This is a genomic window from Paracoccus hibiscisoli, from assembly GCF_005048265.1.
GTDB classification, from domain to species: Bacteria; Pseudomonadota; Alphaproteobacteria; order Rhodobacterales; family Rhodobacteraceae; genus Paracoccus; species Paracoccus hibiscisoli.
Window position 1 is genome coordinate 98,355 of the sequence record NZ_SUNH01000009.1, and the last position, 16,733, is coordinate 115,087.

General features: G+C 67.1%; 15 protein-coding genes. 5 read left to right on the plus strand and 10 right to left on the minus strand.

From position 1 onward, the window contains the following. Nucleotides 1–176 precede the first annotated feature (176 nt). Both pncB and pncA read right to left on the minus strand, forming a co-directional pair. Nucleotides 177–1,469 (minus strand): nicotinate phosphoribosyltransferase, encoded by a 1,293-nt coding sequence (gene pncB / locus FA740_RS07525; protein ID WP_136856155.1) that lies wholly within the window; start codon nucleotides 1,467–1,469, stop codon nucleotides 177–179. Between the two features lie 59 nt (nucleotides 1,470–1,528). After that, nucleotides 1,529–2,125 (minus strand): bifunctional nicotinamidase/pyrazinamidase, encoded by a 597-nt coding sequence (gene pncA, locus FA740_RS07530; protein ID WP_136856156.1) that lies wholly within the window; start codon nucleotides 2,123–2,125, stop codon nucleotides 1,529–1,531. Between the two features lie 128 nt (nucleotides 2,126–2,253). On the opposite strand from pncA, the gene FA740_RS07535 reads away from it, so the two are divergent. Beyond that, nucleotides 2,254–3,849, plus strand: coding sequence for an SLC13 family permease (locus tag FA740_RS07535; protein ID WP_136856157.1), 1,596 nt, complete (start codon nucleotides 2,254–2,256; stop codon nucleotides 3,847–3,849). A gap of 39 nt (nucleotides 3,850–3,888) precedes the next feature. Further along, nucleotides 3,889–4,779 (plus strand): oxygen-dependent tRNA uridine(34) hydroxylase TrhO, encoded by an 891-nt coding sequence (gene trhO / locus FA740_RS07540; RefSeq protein WP_136856158.1) that lies wholly within the window; start codon nucleotides 3,889–3,891, stop codon nucleotides 4,777–4,779. Between the two features lie 12 nt (nucleotides 4,780–4,791). Here the strand turns inward: trhO and FA740_RS07545 are convergent, their stop codons facing one another. After that, nucleotides 4,792–7,068 carry an NADP-dependent malic enzyme gene (locus tag FA740_RS07545; RefSeq protein WP_136856159.1) on the minus strand — a complete coding sequence of 759 codons (2,277 nt, stop codon included), beginning with the start codon at nucleotides 7,066–7,068 and terminating at the stop codon, nucleotides 4,792–4,794. A gap of 101 nt (nucleotides 7,069–7,169) precedes the next feature. After that, nucleotides 7,170–7,895 carry a proteasome-type protease gene (locus FA740_RS07550; RefSeq protein ID WP_136856160.1) on the minus strand — a complete coding sequence of 242 codons (726 nt, stop codon included), beginning with the start codon at nucleotides 7,893–7,895 and terminating at the stop codon, nucleotides 7,170–7,172. A 189-nt stretch (nucleotides 7,896–8,084) separates the two neighbouring features. Between FA740_RS07550 and FA740_RS07555 the strand changes: the two genes are divergently transcribed. Next, nucleotides 8,085–10,058, plus strand: a complete 1,974-nt coding sequence (locus FA740_RS07555) for a bifunctional 2',3'-cyclic-nucleotide 2'-phosphodiesterase/3'-nucleotidase (protein ID WP_136856161.1) — start codon at nucleotides 8,085–8,087, stop codon at nucleotides 10,056–10,058. A 45-nt stretch (nucleotides 10,059–10,103) separates the two neighbouring features. Here the strand turns inward: FA740_RS07555 and FA740_RS07560 are convergent, their stop codons facing one another. The 4 genes from FA740_RS07560 to FA740_RS07575 all read right to left on the minus strand — a co-directional run bounded on the left by FA740_RS07560 (nucleotide 10,104) and on the right by FA740_RS07575 (nucleotide 14,636). Then, nucleotides 10,104–10,910 (minus strand): transglutaminase family protein, encoded by an 807-nt coding sequence (locus FA740_RS07560; RefSeq protein ID WP_136856162.1) that lies wholly within the window; start codon nucleotides 10,908–10,910, stop codon nucleotides 10,104–10,106. Between the two features lie 3 nt (nucleotides 10,911–10,913). After that, entirely contained in the window at nucleotides 10,914–11,870 is a 957-nt protein-coding gene (locus FA740_RS07565; protein ID WP_136856163.1) for an alpha-E domain-containing protein, read from the minus strand. 14 nt (nucleotides 11,871–11,884) lie between these two features. Continuing rightward, nucleotides 11,885–13,294, minus strand: a complete 1,410-nt coding sequence (locus FA740_RS07570) for a circularly permuted type 2 ATP-grasp protein (protein WP_169306248.1) — start codon at nucleotides 13,292–13,294, stop codon at nucleotides 11,885–11,887. Nucleotides 13,295–13,475: 181 nt separating this feature from the next. After that, the gene (locus FA740_RS07575; protein WP_136856164.1) at nucleotides 13,476–14,636 is read right to left on the minus strand and encodes an acetyl-CoA C-acyltransferase; all 1,161 of its coding nucleotides are present in this window, start codon (nucleotides 14,634–14,636) and stop codon (nucleotides 13,476–13,478) included. Between the two features lie 65 nt (nucleotides 14,637–14,701). Between FA740_RS07575 and FA740_RS07580 the strand changes: the two genes are divergently transcribed. Together FA740_RS07580 and FA740_RS07585 are read left to right on the plus strand one after the other, a co-directional pair. Next, nucleotides 14,702–15,061 (plus strand): STAS domain-containing protein, encoded by a 360-nt coding sequence (locus tag FA740_RS07580; protein WP_246053514.1) that lies wholly within the window; start codon nucleotides 14,702–14,704, stop codon nucleotides 15,059–15,061. Beyond that, on the plus strand, nucleotides 15,058–15,561 hold the full coding sequence (locus FA740_RS07585; RefSeq protein WP_136856165.1) for an ATP-binding protein: 504 nt from the start codon (nucleotides 15,058–15,060) through the stop codon (nucleotides 15,559–15,561). Before FA740_RS07580 ends, FA740_RS07585 begins: the two co-directional genes overlap by 4 nt. A gap of 3 nt (nucleotides 15,562–15,564) precedes the next feature. Here the strand turns inward: FA740_RS07585 and hspQ are convergent, their stop codons facing one another. Together hspQ and FA740_RS07595 are read right to left on the minus strand one after the other, a co-directional pair. Next, nucleotides 15,565–15,912 (minus strand): heat shock protein HspQ, encoded by a 348-nt coding sequence (gene hspQ, locus FA740_RS07590; RefSeq protein WP_409596551.1) that lies wholly within the window; start codon nucleotides 15,910–15,912, stop codon nucleotides 15,565–15,567. A gap of 90 nt (nucleotides 15,913–16,002) precedes the next feature. After that, the gene (locus FA740_RS07595; protein ID WP_136856166.1) at nucleotides 16,003–16,725 is read right to left on the minus strand and encodes a metallophosphoesterase; all 723 of its coding nucleotides are present in this window, start codon (nucleotides 16,723–16,725) and stop codon (nucleotides 16,003–16,005) included. Nucleotides 16,726–16,733: the final 8 nt, after the last annotated feature.

Here is a 16,733-nt window from a genome sequence, read left to right on the forward strand (position 1 = left end):
TTGCTTTTGATGAAATCAACATGGTTCATGAGCCGAAGATAATCGACACATGACATTCGGCGCTGTCGTATCCAGATGATCTCCCGTCGCCTGAACGCCCGGCGGTGCGGTGCCACCCGCTGCGGCGGAACGCACCGGCCGCCTAAGTCACGCGGTGGTCGGGGATGGGTGATCCCTCAGACCGTCACCGCCAAGACCTGCTGGGTTCCCACGCCGAAGATGCGCTTGTAGCGGTCGATCTCGGCTGCGGGGCCGGTCGCCTTGGAGGGGTTGTCGGACAGCTTGACCGTCGGGCGCCCATCGGCGGCCACCGCCTTGCAGACCAGGCTGAAGGGCGCCAGCCCATCGCCCGGCACCAGCCCGCGGAAATCGTTGGTCAACAGCGTGCCCCAGCCAAAGCTGACCTTGACCCGGCCATGGAACTGCCGGTGCAGGGCCAGGATCTTGTCCGCGTCCAGTCCGTCGGAAAAGATGATCAGCTTGCCCCGCGGGTCCTCGCCGCGCGACTGCCACCAGCGGATCGCGGTCTCGGCCCCCGTGGCCGGGTCGCCGCTGTCGATGCGGATGCCGGTCCAGCCCGCCAGCCAGTCGGGCGCGCCCGACAGAAAGCCTTCGGTGCCGTAGGTGTCGGGCAGGATGATGCGCAGGTTGCCGTCATGCTCCTCGTGCCAGTCGGCCAGCACGTCATAGGGGGCCTGGCGCAGGGCGGCGTCACCCTCCGCCAGGGCCGCGCGGACCATGGGCAGCTCGTGAGCGTTGGTGCCGATCGCCTCGATGTCGCGGCGCTGCGCGATCAGGCAGTTCGAGGTGCCGGTGAAGCGGTCGCCCAAGCCCTCGATCATGGCCTGCACGGCCCAGTCCTGCCACAGGAAGCTGTGGCGCCGGCGCGTGCCGAAATCGGCGATGCGCAGGTCGGGCAGGGCGCGCATGGCCTGGATCTTTTCCCACAGCCGCGTCATGGCGCGCGCGTACAGCACCTGCAGCTCGAACCGGCCCATATCCTTGAGGACCGCGCGGGACCGCAGCTCCATCAGGATCGACAGGGCGGGAATCTCCCACAGCATGACCTGGGGCCAAGGCCCCTCAAAGGTCAGCTCGTACTGGCCATCGCGCTTGTCCAGGTGATAGGCGGGCAGGCGCAGCCCCTCCAGGAACTCCATGAAATCGGGGCGGAACATCTGCCGCTTGCCATAGAAGGTGTTGCCGCGCAGCCAGGTGCTTTCTCCGCGGGTCAGGGACAGCGACCGGACGTGGTCTAGCTGTTCACGCAGCTCTCCCTCGTCGACCAAGTCGGCCAGGCGGACATCCTTGCTGCGGTTGATCAGGCTGAAGGTGACGGTGGTGTCCGGGCTGTTGCGGAACACCGACTGGCACATCAGCAGCTTGTAAAAATCGGTGTCGATCAGCGACCGGACGATCGGGTCGATCTTCCATTTGTGATTGTAGACGCGCGTGGCGATGTCGGCCATGACCGCTGATCCTTGACTATTTCGCCCTTCGTGCCCGGAACCTGCCGGGGGCGCAACCCTCAGGCCATGGTGACGCCCGCGCGGGTCATCGCATCGCGCGCGGCAGCCAGGCTGCCGTCCAGGTCGATGGCGCGGCAGGCCGCCTCGGCCACGCGGGCGCGGAACCCCAGACGGGCGGCGTCCATCGCGCTCCAGGCGACGCAGAAATCCAGGGCCAGACCGACAAAGGTCAGGTCGGTGATGCCCCGGTCGCGCAGGGCGCCCGCAAGGCCCGTTGCGGTGGTGCGGTCATTCTCGAAGAAGGCGGAATAGCTGTCGATGCCGGCCCGGAACCCCTTGCGCAGGATCAGATCGGCCCGGTCGACGTCCAGATCGGGGTGGAACTGCGCGCCCGGCGTGCCGATGACGCAATGCGCGGGCCACAGCACCTGCGGGCCATAGGGCATCTGCGTGACCGAAAAGGGCGCAGCGCCCGCATGGTTGTCGGCAAAGCTGGCATGATCGGCGGGGTGCCAGTCCTGCGTCAGGATCACCGCGCCTGCGTCCGGCATCATCGCGTTGATGGCGGCCACGATCTGATCGCCCCCCGCCACGGCCAGCCGCCCACCGGGGCAGAAATCGACCTGCATGTCGATGACGATCAGAGCGTGGGACATGGCGTGGCCTTCCGGTTGGGAATGTCTCCTTAAACCTGCCTGCCCGGGCGGGCGTCAAGGCTGGCCGCAGGTCAGGTTTTGCCCTATGCCCCCGATGCGATTACACTGAGCAAGAATGGGAGGTCACGATGGGCATCAAGGACGATCTGCATCACCCCGCAGCCTATGACGAGAACGAGGTGCCGACCCGGTCGGCCCGGCTGATCTGGGGGCTGCGCGCCTTGGGTCCGGTCATGGCGCTGATCGTCTGGTGGGCCCTGGGCGGCCAGGAGGGCCTGTCGCCCGACGCGCGGGTGGTTGCCGCCGTCGGCACGCTGATGGCGGTCTGGTGGATGACCGAGGCGATCCCGCTGTCGGCCACGGCGCTGCTGCCCATCGTGCTGATCCCCGCCCTGACCGAACGCACCGTGGCGCAGGCGACCCAGCCCTATGCCTCGTCGATCGTGTTCCTGTTCCTGGGCGGGTTCCTGATCGCCATCGCGATGGAGAAATGGCACCTGCACACGCGCATCGCGCTGCTGACGCTGCGAAAGGTGGGCGTGGCGCCGCGGCGGATCGTGCTGGGCATGATGCTGGCCACGGGGTTCCTGTCCATGTGGGTGTCGAACACGGCAACCACGCTGATGATGCTGCCCATCGGGCTGTCGGTCCTGTCGCTGGTGGTCGAGCGTGGATCGCGCCAGGACGGCGCCGCCGCCGAAGAGGCGCTGAAGGGCGGCTCGACCATCACGGATGTCGTGCGCGACCCCAATATCAGCGCCTTCGGCGTCTGTCTGGTGCTGTCGATCGCATGGGCGGCCTCGATGGGGGGGCTGGGCACGCTGCTGGGCAGCCCGCCCAATGCCATCGTCGCGGGCTATGCCGCGGACGAGCTGGGGCGCAATATCGGCTTTCTGGAATGGATGATGCTGGGCACGCCGCTGGCGTTCATCTTCATCTTCATCGCTTGGTTCCTGATGACGCGGGTGCTGTACCGGTTCGACCTGCCCGAGATCCCCGGCGGCCAGCAGATGATCGAGGATCAGGTCCGCGACCTGGGCCCGCTGAGCCAGGGAGAGCGGATGGTCCTGATGGTGTTCCTGGGCGCGGCCTTCCTGTGGGTGGTGCCGGGGCTGCTGGTGTCTATCCCGGCGGTAGAGGCTGCGGCGCCCTGGCTGGGCAATCTGGACGACACGGCCATTGCCATCGGTGCGGGGCTGGTGATGTTCCTGCTGCCCGCGCGCGGGCGCAGCCAGATGGTCCTGGACTGGAAGGATGCCGAACAGGGCCTGCCCTGGGGCGTGCTGCTGCTGTTCGGGGGCGGGCTTTCGCTGGCGGCGGCGGTGGCGTCGTCGGGGCTGGACAGCTGGTTCGGCCAGCAGGTCAGGGGGCTGGGGTCTCTGCCCACGATCCTGCTGGTGGCGGCGGTGGTCACGATCATCCTGTTCCTGACCGAGGTCACCTCGAACACCGCCACGGCGGCGACCTTCATCCCGATCCTGGGCGGCGTCGCCCTGGGCATCGGGGCCGATCCGATGACGCTGCTGATCCCGGCGGCGCTGGCCGCGACCTGCGCTTTCATGCTGCCGGTGGGCACGCCGCCCAACGCCATCGTCTTTGGCACCGGCACCGTGACCATCGCGCAGATGGCCAAGGGCGGCGTGGTGCTGAACATCATCGGCATCCTGCTGATCACGGTCGTGACCTATCTGCTGGGCGGCATCGCCCTGGGCCTGGTATTCTGATCTTGCGCGACCGGGCGTGGCCGCGATAAGGCCACGCCCATGTCACCCCAGACCCCCATCACCGTCGCAGCCCTGTATCACTTTGCCCGCCTGCCCGATCCGGACGCGCGGCAGGGGCCGCTGCTGGAGCTGTGCCGCGCGCAGGGCCTGTGCGGCACGCTGCTGTTGGCGCCCGAGGGGGTGAACGGCACCATCGCGGGTCCGCGCGCGGGCATCCTGGTGGTGCTGGATCACATCCGCGCCTGGCCCGGTTTCGCGGGCCTGGACTGGAAGGAAAGCGGCGCCGACGCGCCCCCCTTTGCCCGCATGAAGGTCCGCCTGAAGGCCGAGATCGTGACCATGGGCCAGCCCGACATGGACCCGGCCACGACGACCGGCCATTACGTGGCGCCGCGTGACTGGAACGCGCTGATCGCCGCACCCGACGTGGCGGTGATCGACACGCGCAACGATTACGAGGTCCAGATCGGCACCTTTCAGGGCGCCATCGACCCCGGCACCCGCAGCTTTCGCGACTTTCCGGCCTGGTGGCAGGAGAACGCGCATCGTTTCGAGGGCAAGCGCATCGCGATGTTCTGCACCGGCGGCATCCGCTGCGAGAAATCGACCAACTACCTGATCTCTCAGGGCGTCGATCAGGTCTATCACCTGCAGGGCGGCATCCTGAAATACCTGGAGGAGGTGCCTGAGGCCGACAGCGCCTGGCAGGGCGATTGCTTTGTCTTTGACCAGCGCGTCAGCCTGACCCACGGGCTGGCCCCGGGGCGGCACGGGCTGTGCCATGCCTGCCGCCGCCCCCTGGCCCCCGAGGATCGCGCCCGCCCCGAATACGAGGAGGGCGTCAGCTGCCACCGCTGCGCCGAGGAATACGGCCCCGAGGATCGCGCCCGGTTCCGCGAAAGGCAGCGCCAGATCTCGCGCAACGCCTGAGGCGCGCGGGGGTCAGCCCCGTACGCCGATCCCGCCCGCGGCGATGGCCGCCATGTTCAGGATGTCGCTGACCGTCGAATTGGTCGAACAGATCTGGATGGGCCGCGCGACGCCCGTCAGGATCGGGCCGATCACGGTCGCGCCCGCCATCTCCTGCATCAGCTTCACCGAGATCGAGGCTGAATGCCGCGCCGGCACCACCAGCACATTGGCCGGCGCGGTCAGGCGGCTGAACGGATAGCGCGCGGCCGAGTCCATGTTCAGCGCGACGTCCACGGTCATCTCGCCCTCATATTCGAAATCGGCGCCGCGTTCGTCCAGGACATGCGCCGCCTGCGCCATCTTGGTCGCGCGCTCGCTGACCGGATAGCCGAAGTTCGAGAATGACAGGAACGCCACGCGCGGCTCCAGCCCCAGGCCGCGCGCCACGGCGGCGCCGCGGGTGGCGATGTCGGCCAGATCCTCGGCCTCGGGCCATTCATGGACCAGCGTGTCGCCGATCAGCACGATGCGCCCCCGGTGCAGCACGGCGGTGATGCCTACCGCCCCGTCCTGCGGGCGCACGTCAAAGACCTGCCCGATCTGTGCCAGAACCGGCGCGTTCTTGCGCGTGGCCCCGGTCACCAACCCGTCGCCATGCCCATGCGCCAGCATCAGCGCCGCAAAGATGTGGCGGTCGCGATTGGCCAGCTTGAACGCGTCCTCGCGGTCGACGCCCTTCCGTTGCAGGCGCTGGTACAGAAATTCGTGATAGCTGTCCAAATGCCGGGTGTTGGCGGCGTTCACGACGCTGATCTCGCGGAAGGCGTCGCCCATGCCCAGGGCTTCCAGCTCTGCCTTGACCTCGGCCTCGCGGCCCACGACCAGGGACTGGCCCATGCCGGTGCGCTGCCAGGCGACGGCGGCGCGCAGCACGCGCGGATCGTCGCCCTCGGCAAAGATCATCCGGGCCTGTGCCTGACGGGCGCGGGCATGCAGGCCCTGCAGGATCGCCGCCGTCGGGTCCATGCGGTTCTTCAGCGTCTGGACATAGCCGTCCATGTCGATGATCGGGCGCCGCGCGACGCCGGTGTCCATCCCGGCCTTGGCAACCGCGGGCGGGATCACGTGGATCAGCCGCGGATCGAAGGGCGTCGGGATGATATAGTCGCGCCCGAATTGCAGCTTGCGGCCATAGGCGACGGCGACCTCGTCGGGGACATCCTCGCGCGCCAGTTTTGCCAGAGCCTCGGCGCAGGCGATCTTCATCTCGTCGTTGATGGCGCGGGCGTGGATGTCCAGCGCGCCGCGGAACAGGTAGGGAAAGCCCAGGACGTTGTTCACCTGGTTGGGATAATCGCTGCGGCCCGTGGCGACGATGGCGTCGGGGCGGACGGCGTGGGCATCCTCGGGGGTGATCTCGGGGTCGGGGTTCGCCATGGCGAAGATCACTGGGTTGTCGGCCATGCTGGCGACCATGTCCTGGGTCACGGCGCCCTTGGCGCTGACGCCCAGGAAGACGTCGGCGCCCTTCATGGCCTCCTCCAGGGTGCGGGCGGTGGTGACGACCGCATGGGCCGATTTCCACTGGTTCATGCCCTCGGTGCGGCCCTGATAGATCACGCCCTTGGTGTCGCACATGATGCAGTTGTCATGCCGCGCGCCCATCGACTTCAGCAGCTCCAGGCAGGCGATGCCCGCAGCACCCGCGCCGTTCAGCACGATGCGCACGTCCTCGATCCGCTTGCCCGACAGCTCCAGCGCGTTCAGAAGGCCCGCGGCGCAGATCACCGCCGTGCCGTGCTGGTCGTCGTGAAAGACGGGGATGTCCATCAGCTCCTTCAGGCGCTGTTCGATGATGAAACATTCCGGCGCCTTGATATCCTCCAGGTTGATGCCCCCGAAGGTCGGGCCCATCAGCTTGACGGCATTGATGAATTCGTCGGCGTCCTCGGTGTCCAGCTCCAGGTCGATGGCGTTCACGTCGGCGAACCGCTTGAACAGAACCGCCTTGCCCTCCATCACCGGCTTGGAGGCCAGCGCGCCCAGATTGCCCATCCCCAGGATCGCCGTCCCGTTCGAGATGACCGCCACCATGTTGCCCTTGGTGGTGTAATCATAGGCGGTTTCCGGGCGGTCGGCGATGGCCTGCACCGGCACCGCGACGCCGGGCGAATAGGCCAGCGACAGGTCGCGCTGCGTGGTCATGGGGGTGGACGGGGTGATGTCGTATTTCCCCGGGCGCGGCTCCATGTGATAGGCCAGCGCCTCTTCGGGGGTGATGCGGGTGCGGCTGGTCTTGTCGGTCATGGATGATCCCCCTTGCGTCGTCGGCCCTGCTTAGCCGGTTGATTCTGCTGGGGCAACGAACATGCGGGGGGCTTGCGCTAACATCAGGGCGCGGCGGGCGCTCAGATGGTGACCTTGACAAAGCTGTCGCGCAGGGCGGCGGACCAGGCGGCGCTCATCCGCGCGAAATCGGGGTCGCCGTCCAGGATGCGGCGGCGGGTGGTGACCGCGCAGGCATCCGTCTCGATCACGGCCAGGTCCAGCGGCATGCCGACCGACAGGTTCGAGCGCAGGGTCGAATCCATCGACAGCAGCACGGCCTTTTGCGCGTCCGACAGGCTGGTGGCGGGGGTGACGACGCGGTCCAGGATCGGCTTGCCGTATTTATGCTCTCCGATCTGCAGGAAGGGCGTGTCCTCGGTCGCCTCGATGAAGTTGCCCTCGGGATAGATCAGGAACAGGCGCATGTCGCCGCCCTTGCGCTGACCGGCGACGATCATGCTGGCGGAGGCCTGCTGTTTCAGGTCGCGGCACTGGTCGGCGATCTCGCGCCGGGTGCGGCACAGGGTGTCGCCGATGATCGTGGCCACCCGCAGCATGGTCGGCGCCTTGAGGATCGAGGTCGTCTCATCCGCCAGATCATCCTCGATCGCCTCCTCCAGGCGGGCGATGGTGGTCTGGGTGACCGACAGCGATCCGGCGGTCATGATCGCGATGATGCGTTCGCCCGGCGCCTCGAAGAAGAACATCTTGCGATAGCACGAGATGTTGTCCAGCCCCGCATTGGTGCGCGTGTCCGACAGCAGCACAAGGCCCGCATCCAGCTTCAGTCCGACGCAATAGGTCACCGGCAATCTTTCTGTTCCGTTCCGGCAGGCAGACTAGGACTGCGCCGCGGAGGCTGCAATCTCTCGTTTCCGACAGTTTTCACGGTTGCCGGGTTTGGTGACAGGGGACGGTCCGTCATCAAACTGTGGGTCGCCAAGGCGGGTGAAATCGCACATCGTGCAAATTCCACCACCAAGGGATGAACGCGCATGACCAAGACCTTTACCCTGACCCGCCGGGGATTCCTGTCCTCGGGTGCCGCCGGACTGACGCTGGCGGTGCTGCACCCCTATTCGGCGCGGGCCGAGGCGGGGCAGGCCCATCTGCGTATCATGGAGACGACCGACCTGCATGTGCATGTCTGGCCCTATGACTATTACGCCGACCGCGCGCAGGACACGGTCGGCCTGTCGCGCACCGCCGCCCTGGTCGAGGGCGTGCGCGCCGAGGCCACCAACAGCCTGCTGCTGGACAATGGGGATTTCCTGCAGGGCAACCCGATGGGCGATTACATCGCCTATGAGCGCGGCATGCCCGAGGGCGCGACCCATCCGGTCATCGACGCGATGAACGCCCTGGGATTCGACGGCGGCTGTCTGGGCAATCACGAATTCAACTATGGGCTGGAATTTCTGGGCGCCAGCCTGGCCGGGACGGGCTATCCGGTGGTCTGCGCCAATGTCGTGACCGAGGCGGGCGCGACCCCCGATCAGGACCGCACCCTGGTCCCGCCCTATGCCATCCTGGAACGCGATCTGGTGGACGGCGCGGGCGAGGCGCATCCGATCCGCATCGGCATCATCGGGTTTGTGCCGCCCACCATCATGCAATGGGACCGCGCCCATCTGGAGGGCCGCGTGACCACCCGCGACATCGTCGAGGCCGCGCAGGCCTGGGTGCCCCTCATGCGCGCTGAGGGCTGCGATCTGGTCATCGCGCTGGCCCATAGCGGCATCGGCGGCATGACCGCCGAGCCGGGGATGGAGAACGCGGCCATCCCGCTGGCGGGCATCGACGGCATCGACGTGGTCCTGACCGGCCATTCCCACGCTGTCTTTCCCGGCCCCGATTACGAGGGGGTCGAGGGCGTGGACGTGGCCGCAGGCACCATCGGCGGCAAGCCCGGCGTGATGGCGGGGTTCTGGGGGTCGCATATGGGGCTGGTCGATCTGCTGATGCAGCGGCAGGGCGACGGTTGGGTCGTGGCCAGCCACCAGGTCGAGGCGCGCCCCATCTATGCCCGCGACGACGAGGGCACCGTCAGCCCCCTGGTCGAGAGCGTCGCCGCCATCGAGCAGGCCACCGCGACCCCGCATCAGGAGACGCTGGACTATGTCCGCCGCGCCGTGGGTCAGACCAGCGCGCCGCTGTACAGCTATTTTGCGATGGTGGCGGATGATCCGTCGGTCCAGATCGTGTCGAACGCGCAAAGCTGGTACATCGCGCAGATGCTGGCGGGAACCGAGCATGAGGGCCTGCCCATCCTGTCTGCCGCAGCCCCCTTCAAGGCGGGCGGCCGGGGCGGCCCCGATTACTTTACCGACGTGCCCGCGGGCGACATCGCGATCCGCAACGTGGCGGACCTGTATCTGTACCCCAACACCATCCGCGCCGTGCGCATCACCGGGGCGCAGGTCAAGGATTGGCTGGAGCGCAGCGCCGGCGCCTTCAACCGGATCGAACCGGGGCAGGCGGATCAGCCGCTGCTGAACCCGGATTTCCGCAGCTATAATTTCGACGTGATCGACGGGGTGACCTATCGGATCGATCTGTCGCAGCCGTCGCGGTTCGATGGCGACGGGGCGCTGGCCGATGCGGATGCGCATCGGATCGTGGATCTGGCGATCGACGGCCAGCCCATCGACCCGGAGGCCGAGTTCATCGTGGCCACGAACAACTATCGCGCCTCGGGCGGGGGGTCGTTTCCGGGGGCGGATGGCAGCACCATCGTCTTTGAGGGGCCCGACACCAACCGCGACGTGATCGTGCGCTATATCGTCGAACAGGGCACAATCGATCCCGCGGCGGACGGCAACTGGTCCTTTGTCCCGCAGGATGGCGCGACGGTGCTGTTCGAGACGGGTCCGGGTGCCGCGACCTATGCCGATGCCGTGACCGCCCTGACGCTGGAGCCCGCCGGAGAGACGGGCGACGGCTTTGTCCGGTATCGCATCACGCTGTAACGACCGGCGGACCGGGGGGTGCGCCCTCCGGTCCGTCGATGTTTGCTATTGGGCGATTTCCTCGACCCGGACCATGACGTCCATGTCCTCGGCGCCCGTGCCCATAGCCACGCCGCGGATCGGGGCGGCGTCATTGGCGTCGATGCCGGACCCCAATCGGACGTAGCGGTCGTCGGGACAGCATTTGTTCGCGGCATCGAACCCGACCCAGCCCAGACCCTCGACCATGATCTCGGCCCAGGCATGGGCGGCGTCATGGGCCTGTCCGTCGATGGTCGAATGCAGATAGCCCGAAACATAGCGTGCAGGTATCCCCCGCAGACGGGCCAGCGCGGTCAGGGCATGGGTGTGATCCTGGCAGACCCCTTCGCCCAAGGCCAAGGCCTCGGCGGCAGTGGTGCCGTTATGGGTCACGCCGTTGCGAAAGGCGATCCGCTCGTGAATGGCCAGCGACAGGCCATGAGCCAAGGCCAGCGGATCGGTCTCGGTGACCGAACCCGCCAGTTCGCGCAGCGCCGCGTCGGGCTGGGTGACGGGGCTGTCGCGCAGATAGGTCAGCGGGTTGATCATCTCGCGGTGGCCGCGCAGCACGCCCGCCATGTCGCGGGTGTCGATGCGGCCGCTGATGCGGACGGTGACGTGATCGACCGGGCCGCGCACGGTCCAGCCCTCGATCCAGTCGCCCGCGCCGTCACGAAAGCCCGGCCCCTTGATGCCGCCCGACACGTCGATCTGCCAGTCATGGGTCTTTTGCCCCTCGAAGACCGAGGGGGTCAGGCGCAGGCTCTGCACCAGGTTCCGGATCGGCTGGTCGTAACGATAGACCGTCTCGTGAGAGATCTTCAGCTTCATGATCTAGACGCCTCCCAGCAGGTAGTCCTGATGGACCAGGTTCGAGATGGTGGACAGTTCCTGGATGAACCAGCTGAGGAATTCGTGCAGCCCCTCGTCAAAGATCATCTCGATGTCGCGGGCCTGCAGGGCGGCCAGCACCTCGCGCGCCTTGTCGCGGGCGCTGGTCGGCACGCCGTCACCATAGCGGCGCGCCAGTCCCTCCAGGTGCCACACGGTTTCATACAGCGAGGTGATCAGCGCGCGCGGGCTTTCCCCGTTCAGGATCAGGAAATCGGCCACCTGACCCGCAGTGATGTCGCCGCCATAGGCCCAGTGATAGGCCCTGTGCGCCGACAGCGCCCGCAGGATCACCTGCCACTGATAGGTGTCCAGCCCCGATCCCACGAATTCGATGCGCGGCAGCAGGACGAAATACTTGACGTCCAGCAGGCGGGCGGTCGCGTCGGCGCGCTCCAGCCCGTATCCCAGGTTCATGAAATGCCAGCCGTCGTTGCGCAGCTGCGTCGCGTTGATCGCGCCGCGCACGGTCGAGGTGTGGCTGGTGGTGAAATCGGTCAGGGATGCGGTGTCCAGCTTGGCGCGGGGCAAGCGCTCGATCTTGCGCAGCTCCTGGTACGACACGTTCAGCGCGTCCCAGACCTGGCTGGTCAGTGCGGTGCGGACGATGCGCCCGGCCTCGCGCGCCTTCTCCAGGCAGCTGGCCACGGATGAGGGGTTGGCGCGATCGAAGAAGATGAACTCCTCGATGTTCTCCTGGGTGATCGCGCCGTATTTCTCGGCAAACATGTCCGAGCTGCCCGAGGCCTGCAGCAGCGAATTCCATTCGTTCTGATACCCCAGCTCGGTATTGGGCAGCAGCGTGATGCGCTGGCCCACATCCAGCAGGCGGGCGGCGGTTTCGGCGCGTTCCAGATGGCGGCCCATCCAGAACAGGTTGGACGCGGTGCGGCTGAGCATGGTCGTTCCCCCTCTCATTCCGACAGGACCCAGGTGTCCTTGACACCCCCGCCCTGTGACGAGTTCACAACCAGCGACCCCTCGCGCAGCGCCACGCGGGTCAAGCCCCCCGGCACCAGCTCGATCCTGTCGCCGCACAGGCAATAGGGGCGCAGGTCCACGTGGCGCGGCGCGATGCCCTCCTCGACGAAGGTCGGGCAGGTCGACAGCGCCAGCGTAGGCTGGGCGATGTAGTTCGACGGATTGGCCTGGATCTTGGCGCGGAACGCCTCGATCTCCTCCTTGGTGGATTTCGGGCCGACCAGCATGCCGTATCCGCCCGATCCGTGGACCTCCTTGACGACCAGATCGCCCAGGTTCTCCATCACATAGCGGTAATCGTCGTCCTTCCACAGCGTCCAGGTCTGGACGTTGTTCAGGATCGGCTCCTCTCCCAGATAGAACCGGATCATCTCGGGGACGAAGGTATAGATCGCCTTGTCATCGGCCACGCCCGCGCCCGGCGCCGAACAGATCGACACCCCGCCCGAGCGATAGACGTCCATCAGCCCCGGAATGCCCAGCATCGAATCGGGGCGGAAGCATAGCGGGTCCAGATAGGGATCGTCGATCCGGCGATAGATCACGTCGACGCGTTTGGGGCCCGTGGTGGTCCGCATATAGCAGAATTCGCCATCCACGAACAGATCCTGCCCCTCGACCAGCTCGACCCCCATCAGGTTGGCCAGAAAGCTGTGCTCGTAATAGGCGCTGTTGTAATGGCCAGGCGTCAGGATCACGCAGGTCGGGCGGTCGTTGCATTTGGCGGGCGCCACCGATTCCAGCGTGCGGCGCAGAAGGTCGGGATATTGGTCCACCGGCTCGATCCGGTTGCCGCGGAACAGCTGCGGGAACATGCGCATCATGATCTCGCGGTTTTCCAGCATATAGCTGACCCCGGACGGCGTGCGGCAGTTGTCCTCAAGGACATAGAACTCGTCCTTGGCGGTGCGGACCAGGTCGATGCCGATGATGTGGGAATAGATGCCGCGCGGCGGCACGACGCCGACCACGGACTTTTCGTAGGCCTCGTTCTGATAGACCAGGCGGGCGGGGATGCGGCCCGCGCGGATGATCTCTCCGCGGCCATAGACGTCGCGCAGGAACGCGTTCAGCGCCCGGGCGCGCTGTTTGATGCCCCGCTCCAGCTTGCGCCACTCGGCCTGCTCGAAGACGCGGGGCATCATGTCGAAGGGGATCAGCCGGTCCGGATCGCCGCCCTCGCCATAGACGGCAAAGGTGATGCCGATGCGGCGGAACAGCGCCTCGGCCTCGGCCTGCTTCATCTGGCGGAAATCGTCGGGCATGGTCTCGACCCAGTCCCGCAGCCGGGCATAGGGGTCGCGAACGCGGTCGCCTTCGAACATCTCGTTGTAATAACTCATTATCCCCCCAATGTACTGACGCACCGTTCGCCCGGGCTGTTCTGTGATCCTGATGATCCGCGCCCGGTTCCACGATGTCCACAGAAGAACCGGGGCCGTTGCCCAATAGTTCCGCATCAGCCCCGCAGGGGCCGCGCCGACCCGGGCAATCCGCACGCCGGTTGCGCGATTCCTGGGCAGATCAGGTCAGTTCGACCGCCAAAGCCGTGCCTTCGCCGCCGCCGATGCAGATGGCCGCGACGCCGCGCCGCAGCCCGCGCGCCTGCAGCGCATGGATCAGCGTCACGATGATGCGCGCCCCCGATGCGCCGATCGGGTGGCCCAGGGCGCAGGCGCCGCCATTCACGTTGACGCGGTCATGGGACAGGCCCATCCGCGCCATGAAGGCCATCGGCACGACGGCAAAGGCCTCGTTCACCTCCCACAGATCTACGCTGTCCTTGTCCCACCCGATCCGCGCCAGCAGCTTTTCGGCGGCCGGGACGGGGGCGGTCGGGAACTGGCCCGGCGCCTGCGCGTGGCTGGCATAGCCCACGATGCGCGCCAGCGCGCCCTCGGCCCGCGTTCCCAGCACCAGCGCCGCCGCCCCGTCCGAGATGCTGGAGCTGTTGGCCGCCGTCACCGTGCCATCCAGGCGAAAGGCCGGCTTCAGCAGGGGGATCTTGTCGGGGCGGGCCAGGCCGGGCTGTTCGTCGGTCTCGACGATGGTGACCTTGCCGCGCGCGGGCACGGTGACGGGCGCGATTTCGGTGGCAAAGGCGCCGCTGGCGATGGCTTCCTGCGCGCGGGTCAGGCTGGTCAGGGCATAATCGTCCTGCGCCTGACGCGAGAACGCGAATTCGGCCGCGCAATCCTCGGCAAGGGTGCCCATCAGGCGGCCCTTGTCATAGGCGTCCTCCAGCCCGTCCAGGAACATGTGGTCCAGCGCCTGCGCATGGCCCAACCGCGCGCCCGCCCGCATCCGGGGCAGCAGATAGGGGGCGTTAGACATGCTCTCCATGCCGCCCGCGACCACCAGATCGGCGCTGCCCGCCAGGATCATGTCGGCAGCCATCATCGCGGCCTGCATCCCCGATCCGCACATCTTGTTCAGCGTCGTGGCGGGCACCTCCTGGCCCAGCCCGCCCGCGAAACCGGCCTGGCGGGCAGGCGCCTGACCCTGACCCGCGGGCAGCACGCAGCCCATGAACAGCGCGTCCGGCTGGGGCTGTCCGGCCCGCGCCAGGGCTGCGGCGATCGCCGCGCCGCCCAGATCGGCTGCCGCGACGCTCGACAGTGCCCCCATCAGCCCGCCCATCGGCGTGCGCGCGGCGCCCAGCACGTAGATATTTCGATTTGTCATGATCTTCCCCCCTGACGGTCCTGCCCTGCGCTTACCGGATCGTAACCTTTTGGGTCTAGTCAAGGGTGCAGGAACGCAAGGAAGGCCTGATCATGCAGTTCATCGTCGAGGATGCCGAATCCCATCTGAACATCAAGGTGACGGAATCGCGGATCGACGCGGCCATTGCGACCCTGTTCAAGGACAAGCTGCGCGAGATCGTGGTCAAGAACCGCAAGCCCGTGCATCTGGACATGGGGTCGGTGGATTTCATGGACAGTTCGGGGCTGGGGGCCATGATCGCGGTCCGCAAAAGCCTGCCGGACAACCTGGCGCTGGTGCTGCTGGCGCTGACGCCCAATGTCGAACGGGTGTTCCGACTGACGCGGATGGACAGCGTCTTCGACATCCAGCCCCTCACCGCTCAGAAGGAGCCACGTGAATGACACCCACCGAACGGTCCGATCCGGGGATCGGGAACCGCGCCTCGACGCTGACCCAGCCCATGTTCCATCGCGTTCTGAACGCCCATCCGCTGACCGTGCGCGACACCCTGCAGGATGTCCGCCACCGCTTTCGCGGAGAGGTCAGCGACGATACCCTGGGCCGGCTGGAGCTGGTCCTGGCCGAGGTGATGAACAACGTCGCCGAACACGCGCCCCTGGGGCAGGCCGCCCCCGGGCCGGGGCCCCTGCCGGTGATCCACCTGTGCATCGTGCGCCACAATTCCGGGCTGGCCTGCGCGCTGACCGATGACGGCGTGTCGCTGCCCGATGACTGCCTGCTGCCCCGCAGCCTGCCGGACATGGTCGCGGACGATCTGCCCGAGGGCGGCTTCGGCTGGTTCCTGATCCAGGACCTGACGCAGGCGCTGTGCTATTACCGCGAGGAAAGCCGCAACTATCTGGCCTTCAGCATCCCCTTTGCCCAGCTTGAGGCCAGCTGAGCGTCAGTTGACCAGCCCGACCAGATGGTACCTGCCATCCTGAAAGGCCGTGAACATGTCGCCCACCTCCGGGTGGTCCAGCGGCTCGCCCGAGGCGTCCGGCTCCAGGTTCTGTTCCGAGACATAGGCCACGTAATAGGTGGCCTCGGTCTCGGCGAACAGGTGATAGAAGGGCTGGTCCCGGTCGGGGCGCGAATCCTCGGGGATCGATTCGTACCATTCCTCGGTATTGGCGAATTCCGGATCGACGTCGAAGATCACCCCGCGGAACGGGCGCGTGCGGTGCCGGACGACCTGGCCCAGGCTGTATTTCGCGTGGCGGCTCTGGGCCTGCATCCGGGGGGGTTCCATCTGTCCATCCGCGATCATTCGGAAATAAGCGCGCGTTCTAACGCGCCACGGTGATTCTGTCCACCGGATGCCCGAACGCTGCGCGCGACCCTAGTCGACGCGCATCAGGTGGCGGCCGCTGTCGGTCAGCAAATGGACGGCGCCCTGCTCGATCACCGCGGCCGACAGGGGGCGCCCATAGGCCGCCCCGCCATCCAGGTTCAGGCGGTTGCGATACAGCCGCGGCGCCTCCAGCGCGGTGTGGCCATGCACGACCAGCGTGCCGTGATCGGCGTCGCTGTCCAGGAACCCCTGCCGGATCCAGACCAGATCACCCTCGGCCTGGTTCTGCAGATCGACCCCCGGCCGGACGCCCGCATGCACGACCAGCGCCAGCGGATGCAGATACCACAGCGGCAGCGCCGCCAGAAAGCGCGCGTGATCCGCGGGCACCGCCGCCCGCGCGTCGCGCAGCAGCGCATCGCGCGGCTGATCCGGGTCCACCCCATATGACCGCAGCGTGGCCGCGGCCCCCAGGCCCGGATGATCCACCCAATGCTGCCCCGAGGACAGGCCGGGGTCGATCCAATCCGGGCTGTTCAGGAATGCCGGCAGAAAGCGGTCGTGATTGCCGCGGGTCACGATCCAGGGCCGCCCGGCGCGCTGTCCCTGCATCAGATACTCGACCACGCCGCGCGAATCGGGGCCGCGGTCGATCAGGTCGCCGACATGGGCGATGACCGCGTCAGGGCCTCCGTCGTCAAAGATCCGCTGATGCGCGGCCTTGAGCAGGTCCAGCTGTCCGTGAATGTCGCCAATTGCATAAAGTCGCATCTGTCCCC

Coding starts and splice junctions, on each gene's coding strand:
- FA740_RS07565 (WP_136856163.1), bottom strand. CDS start 11,870: ATGCTCAGCCGCACCGCGTCCAACCTGTTCTGGATGGGCCGCCATCTG.
- trhO (WP_136856158.1), top strand. CDS start 3,889: ATGTCACCCCAGACCCCCATCACCGTCGCAGCCCTGTATCACTTTGCC.
- FA740_RS07535 (WP_136856157.1), top strand. CDS start 2,254: ATGGGCATCAAGGACGATCTGCATCACCCCGCAGCCTATGACGAGAAC.
- FA740_RS07555 (WP_136856161.1), top strand. CDS start 8,085: ATGACCAAGACCTTTACCCTGACCCGCCGGGGATTCCTGTCCTCGGGT.
- FA740_RS07545 (WP_136856159.1), bottom strand. CDS start 7,068: ATGACCGACAAGACCAGCCGCACCCGCATCACCCCCGAAGAGGCGCTG.
- pncB (WP_136856155.1), bottom strand. CDS start 1,469: ATGGCCGACATCGCCACGCGCGTCTACAATCACAAATGGAAGATCGAC.
- FA740_RS07560 (WP_136856162.1), bottom strand. CDS start 10,910: ATGAAGCTGAAGATCTCTCACGAGACGGTCTATCGTTACGACCAGCCG.
- FA740_RS07595 (WP_136856166.1), bottom strand. CDS start 16,725: ATGCGACTTTATGCAATTGGCGACATTCACGGACAGCTGGACCTGCTC.
- hspQ (WP_409596551.1), bottom strand. CDS start 15,912: ATGGAACCCCCCCGGATGCAGGCCCAGAGCCGCCACGCGAAATACAGC.
- FA740_RS07575 (WP_136856164.1), bottom strand. CDS start 14,636: ATGACAAATCGAAATATCTACGTGCTGGGCGCCGCGCGCACGCCGATG.
- FA740_RS07585 (WP_136856165.1), top strand. CDS start 15,058: ATGACACCCACCGAACGGTCCGATCCGGGGATCGGGAACCGCGCCTCG.
- FA740_RS07570 (WP_169306248.1), bottom strand. CDS start 13,294: ATGAGTTATTACAACGAGATGTTCGAAGGCGACCGCGTTCGCGACCCC.
- pncA (WP_136856156.1), bottom strand. CDS start 2,125: ATGTCCCACGCTCTGATCGTCATCGACATGCAGGTCGATTTCTGCCCC.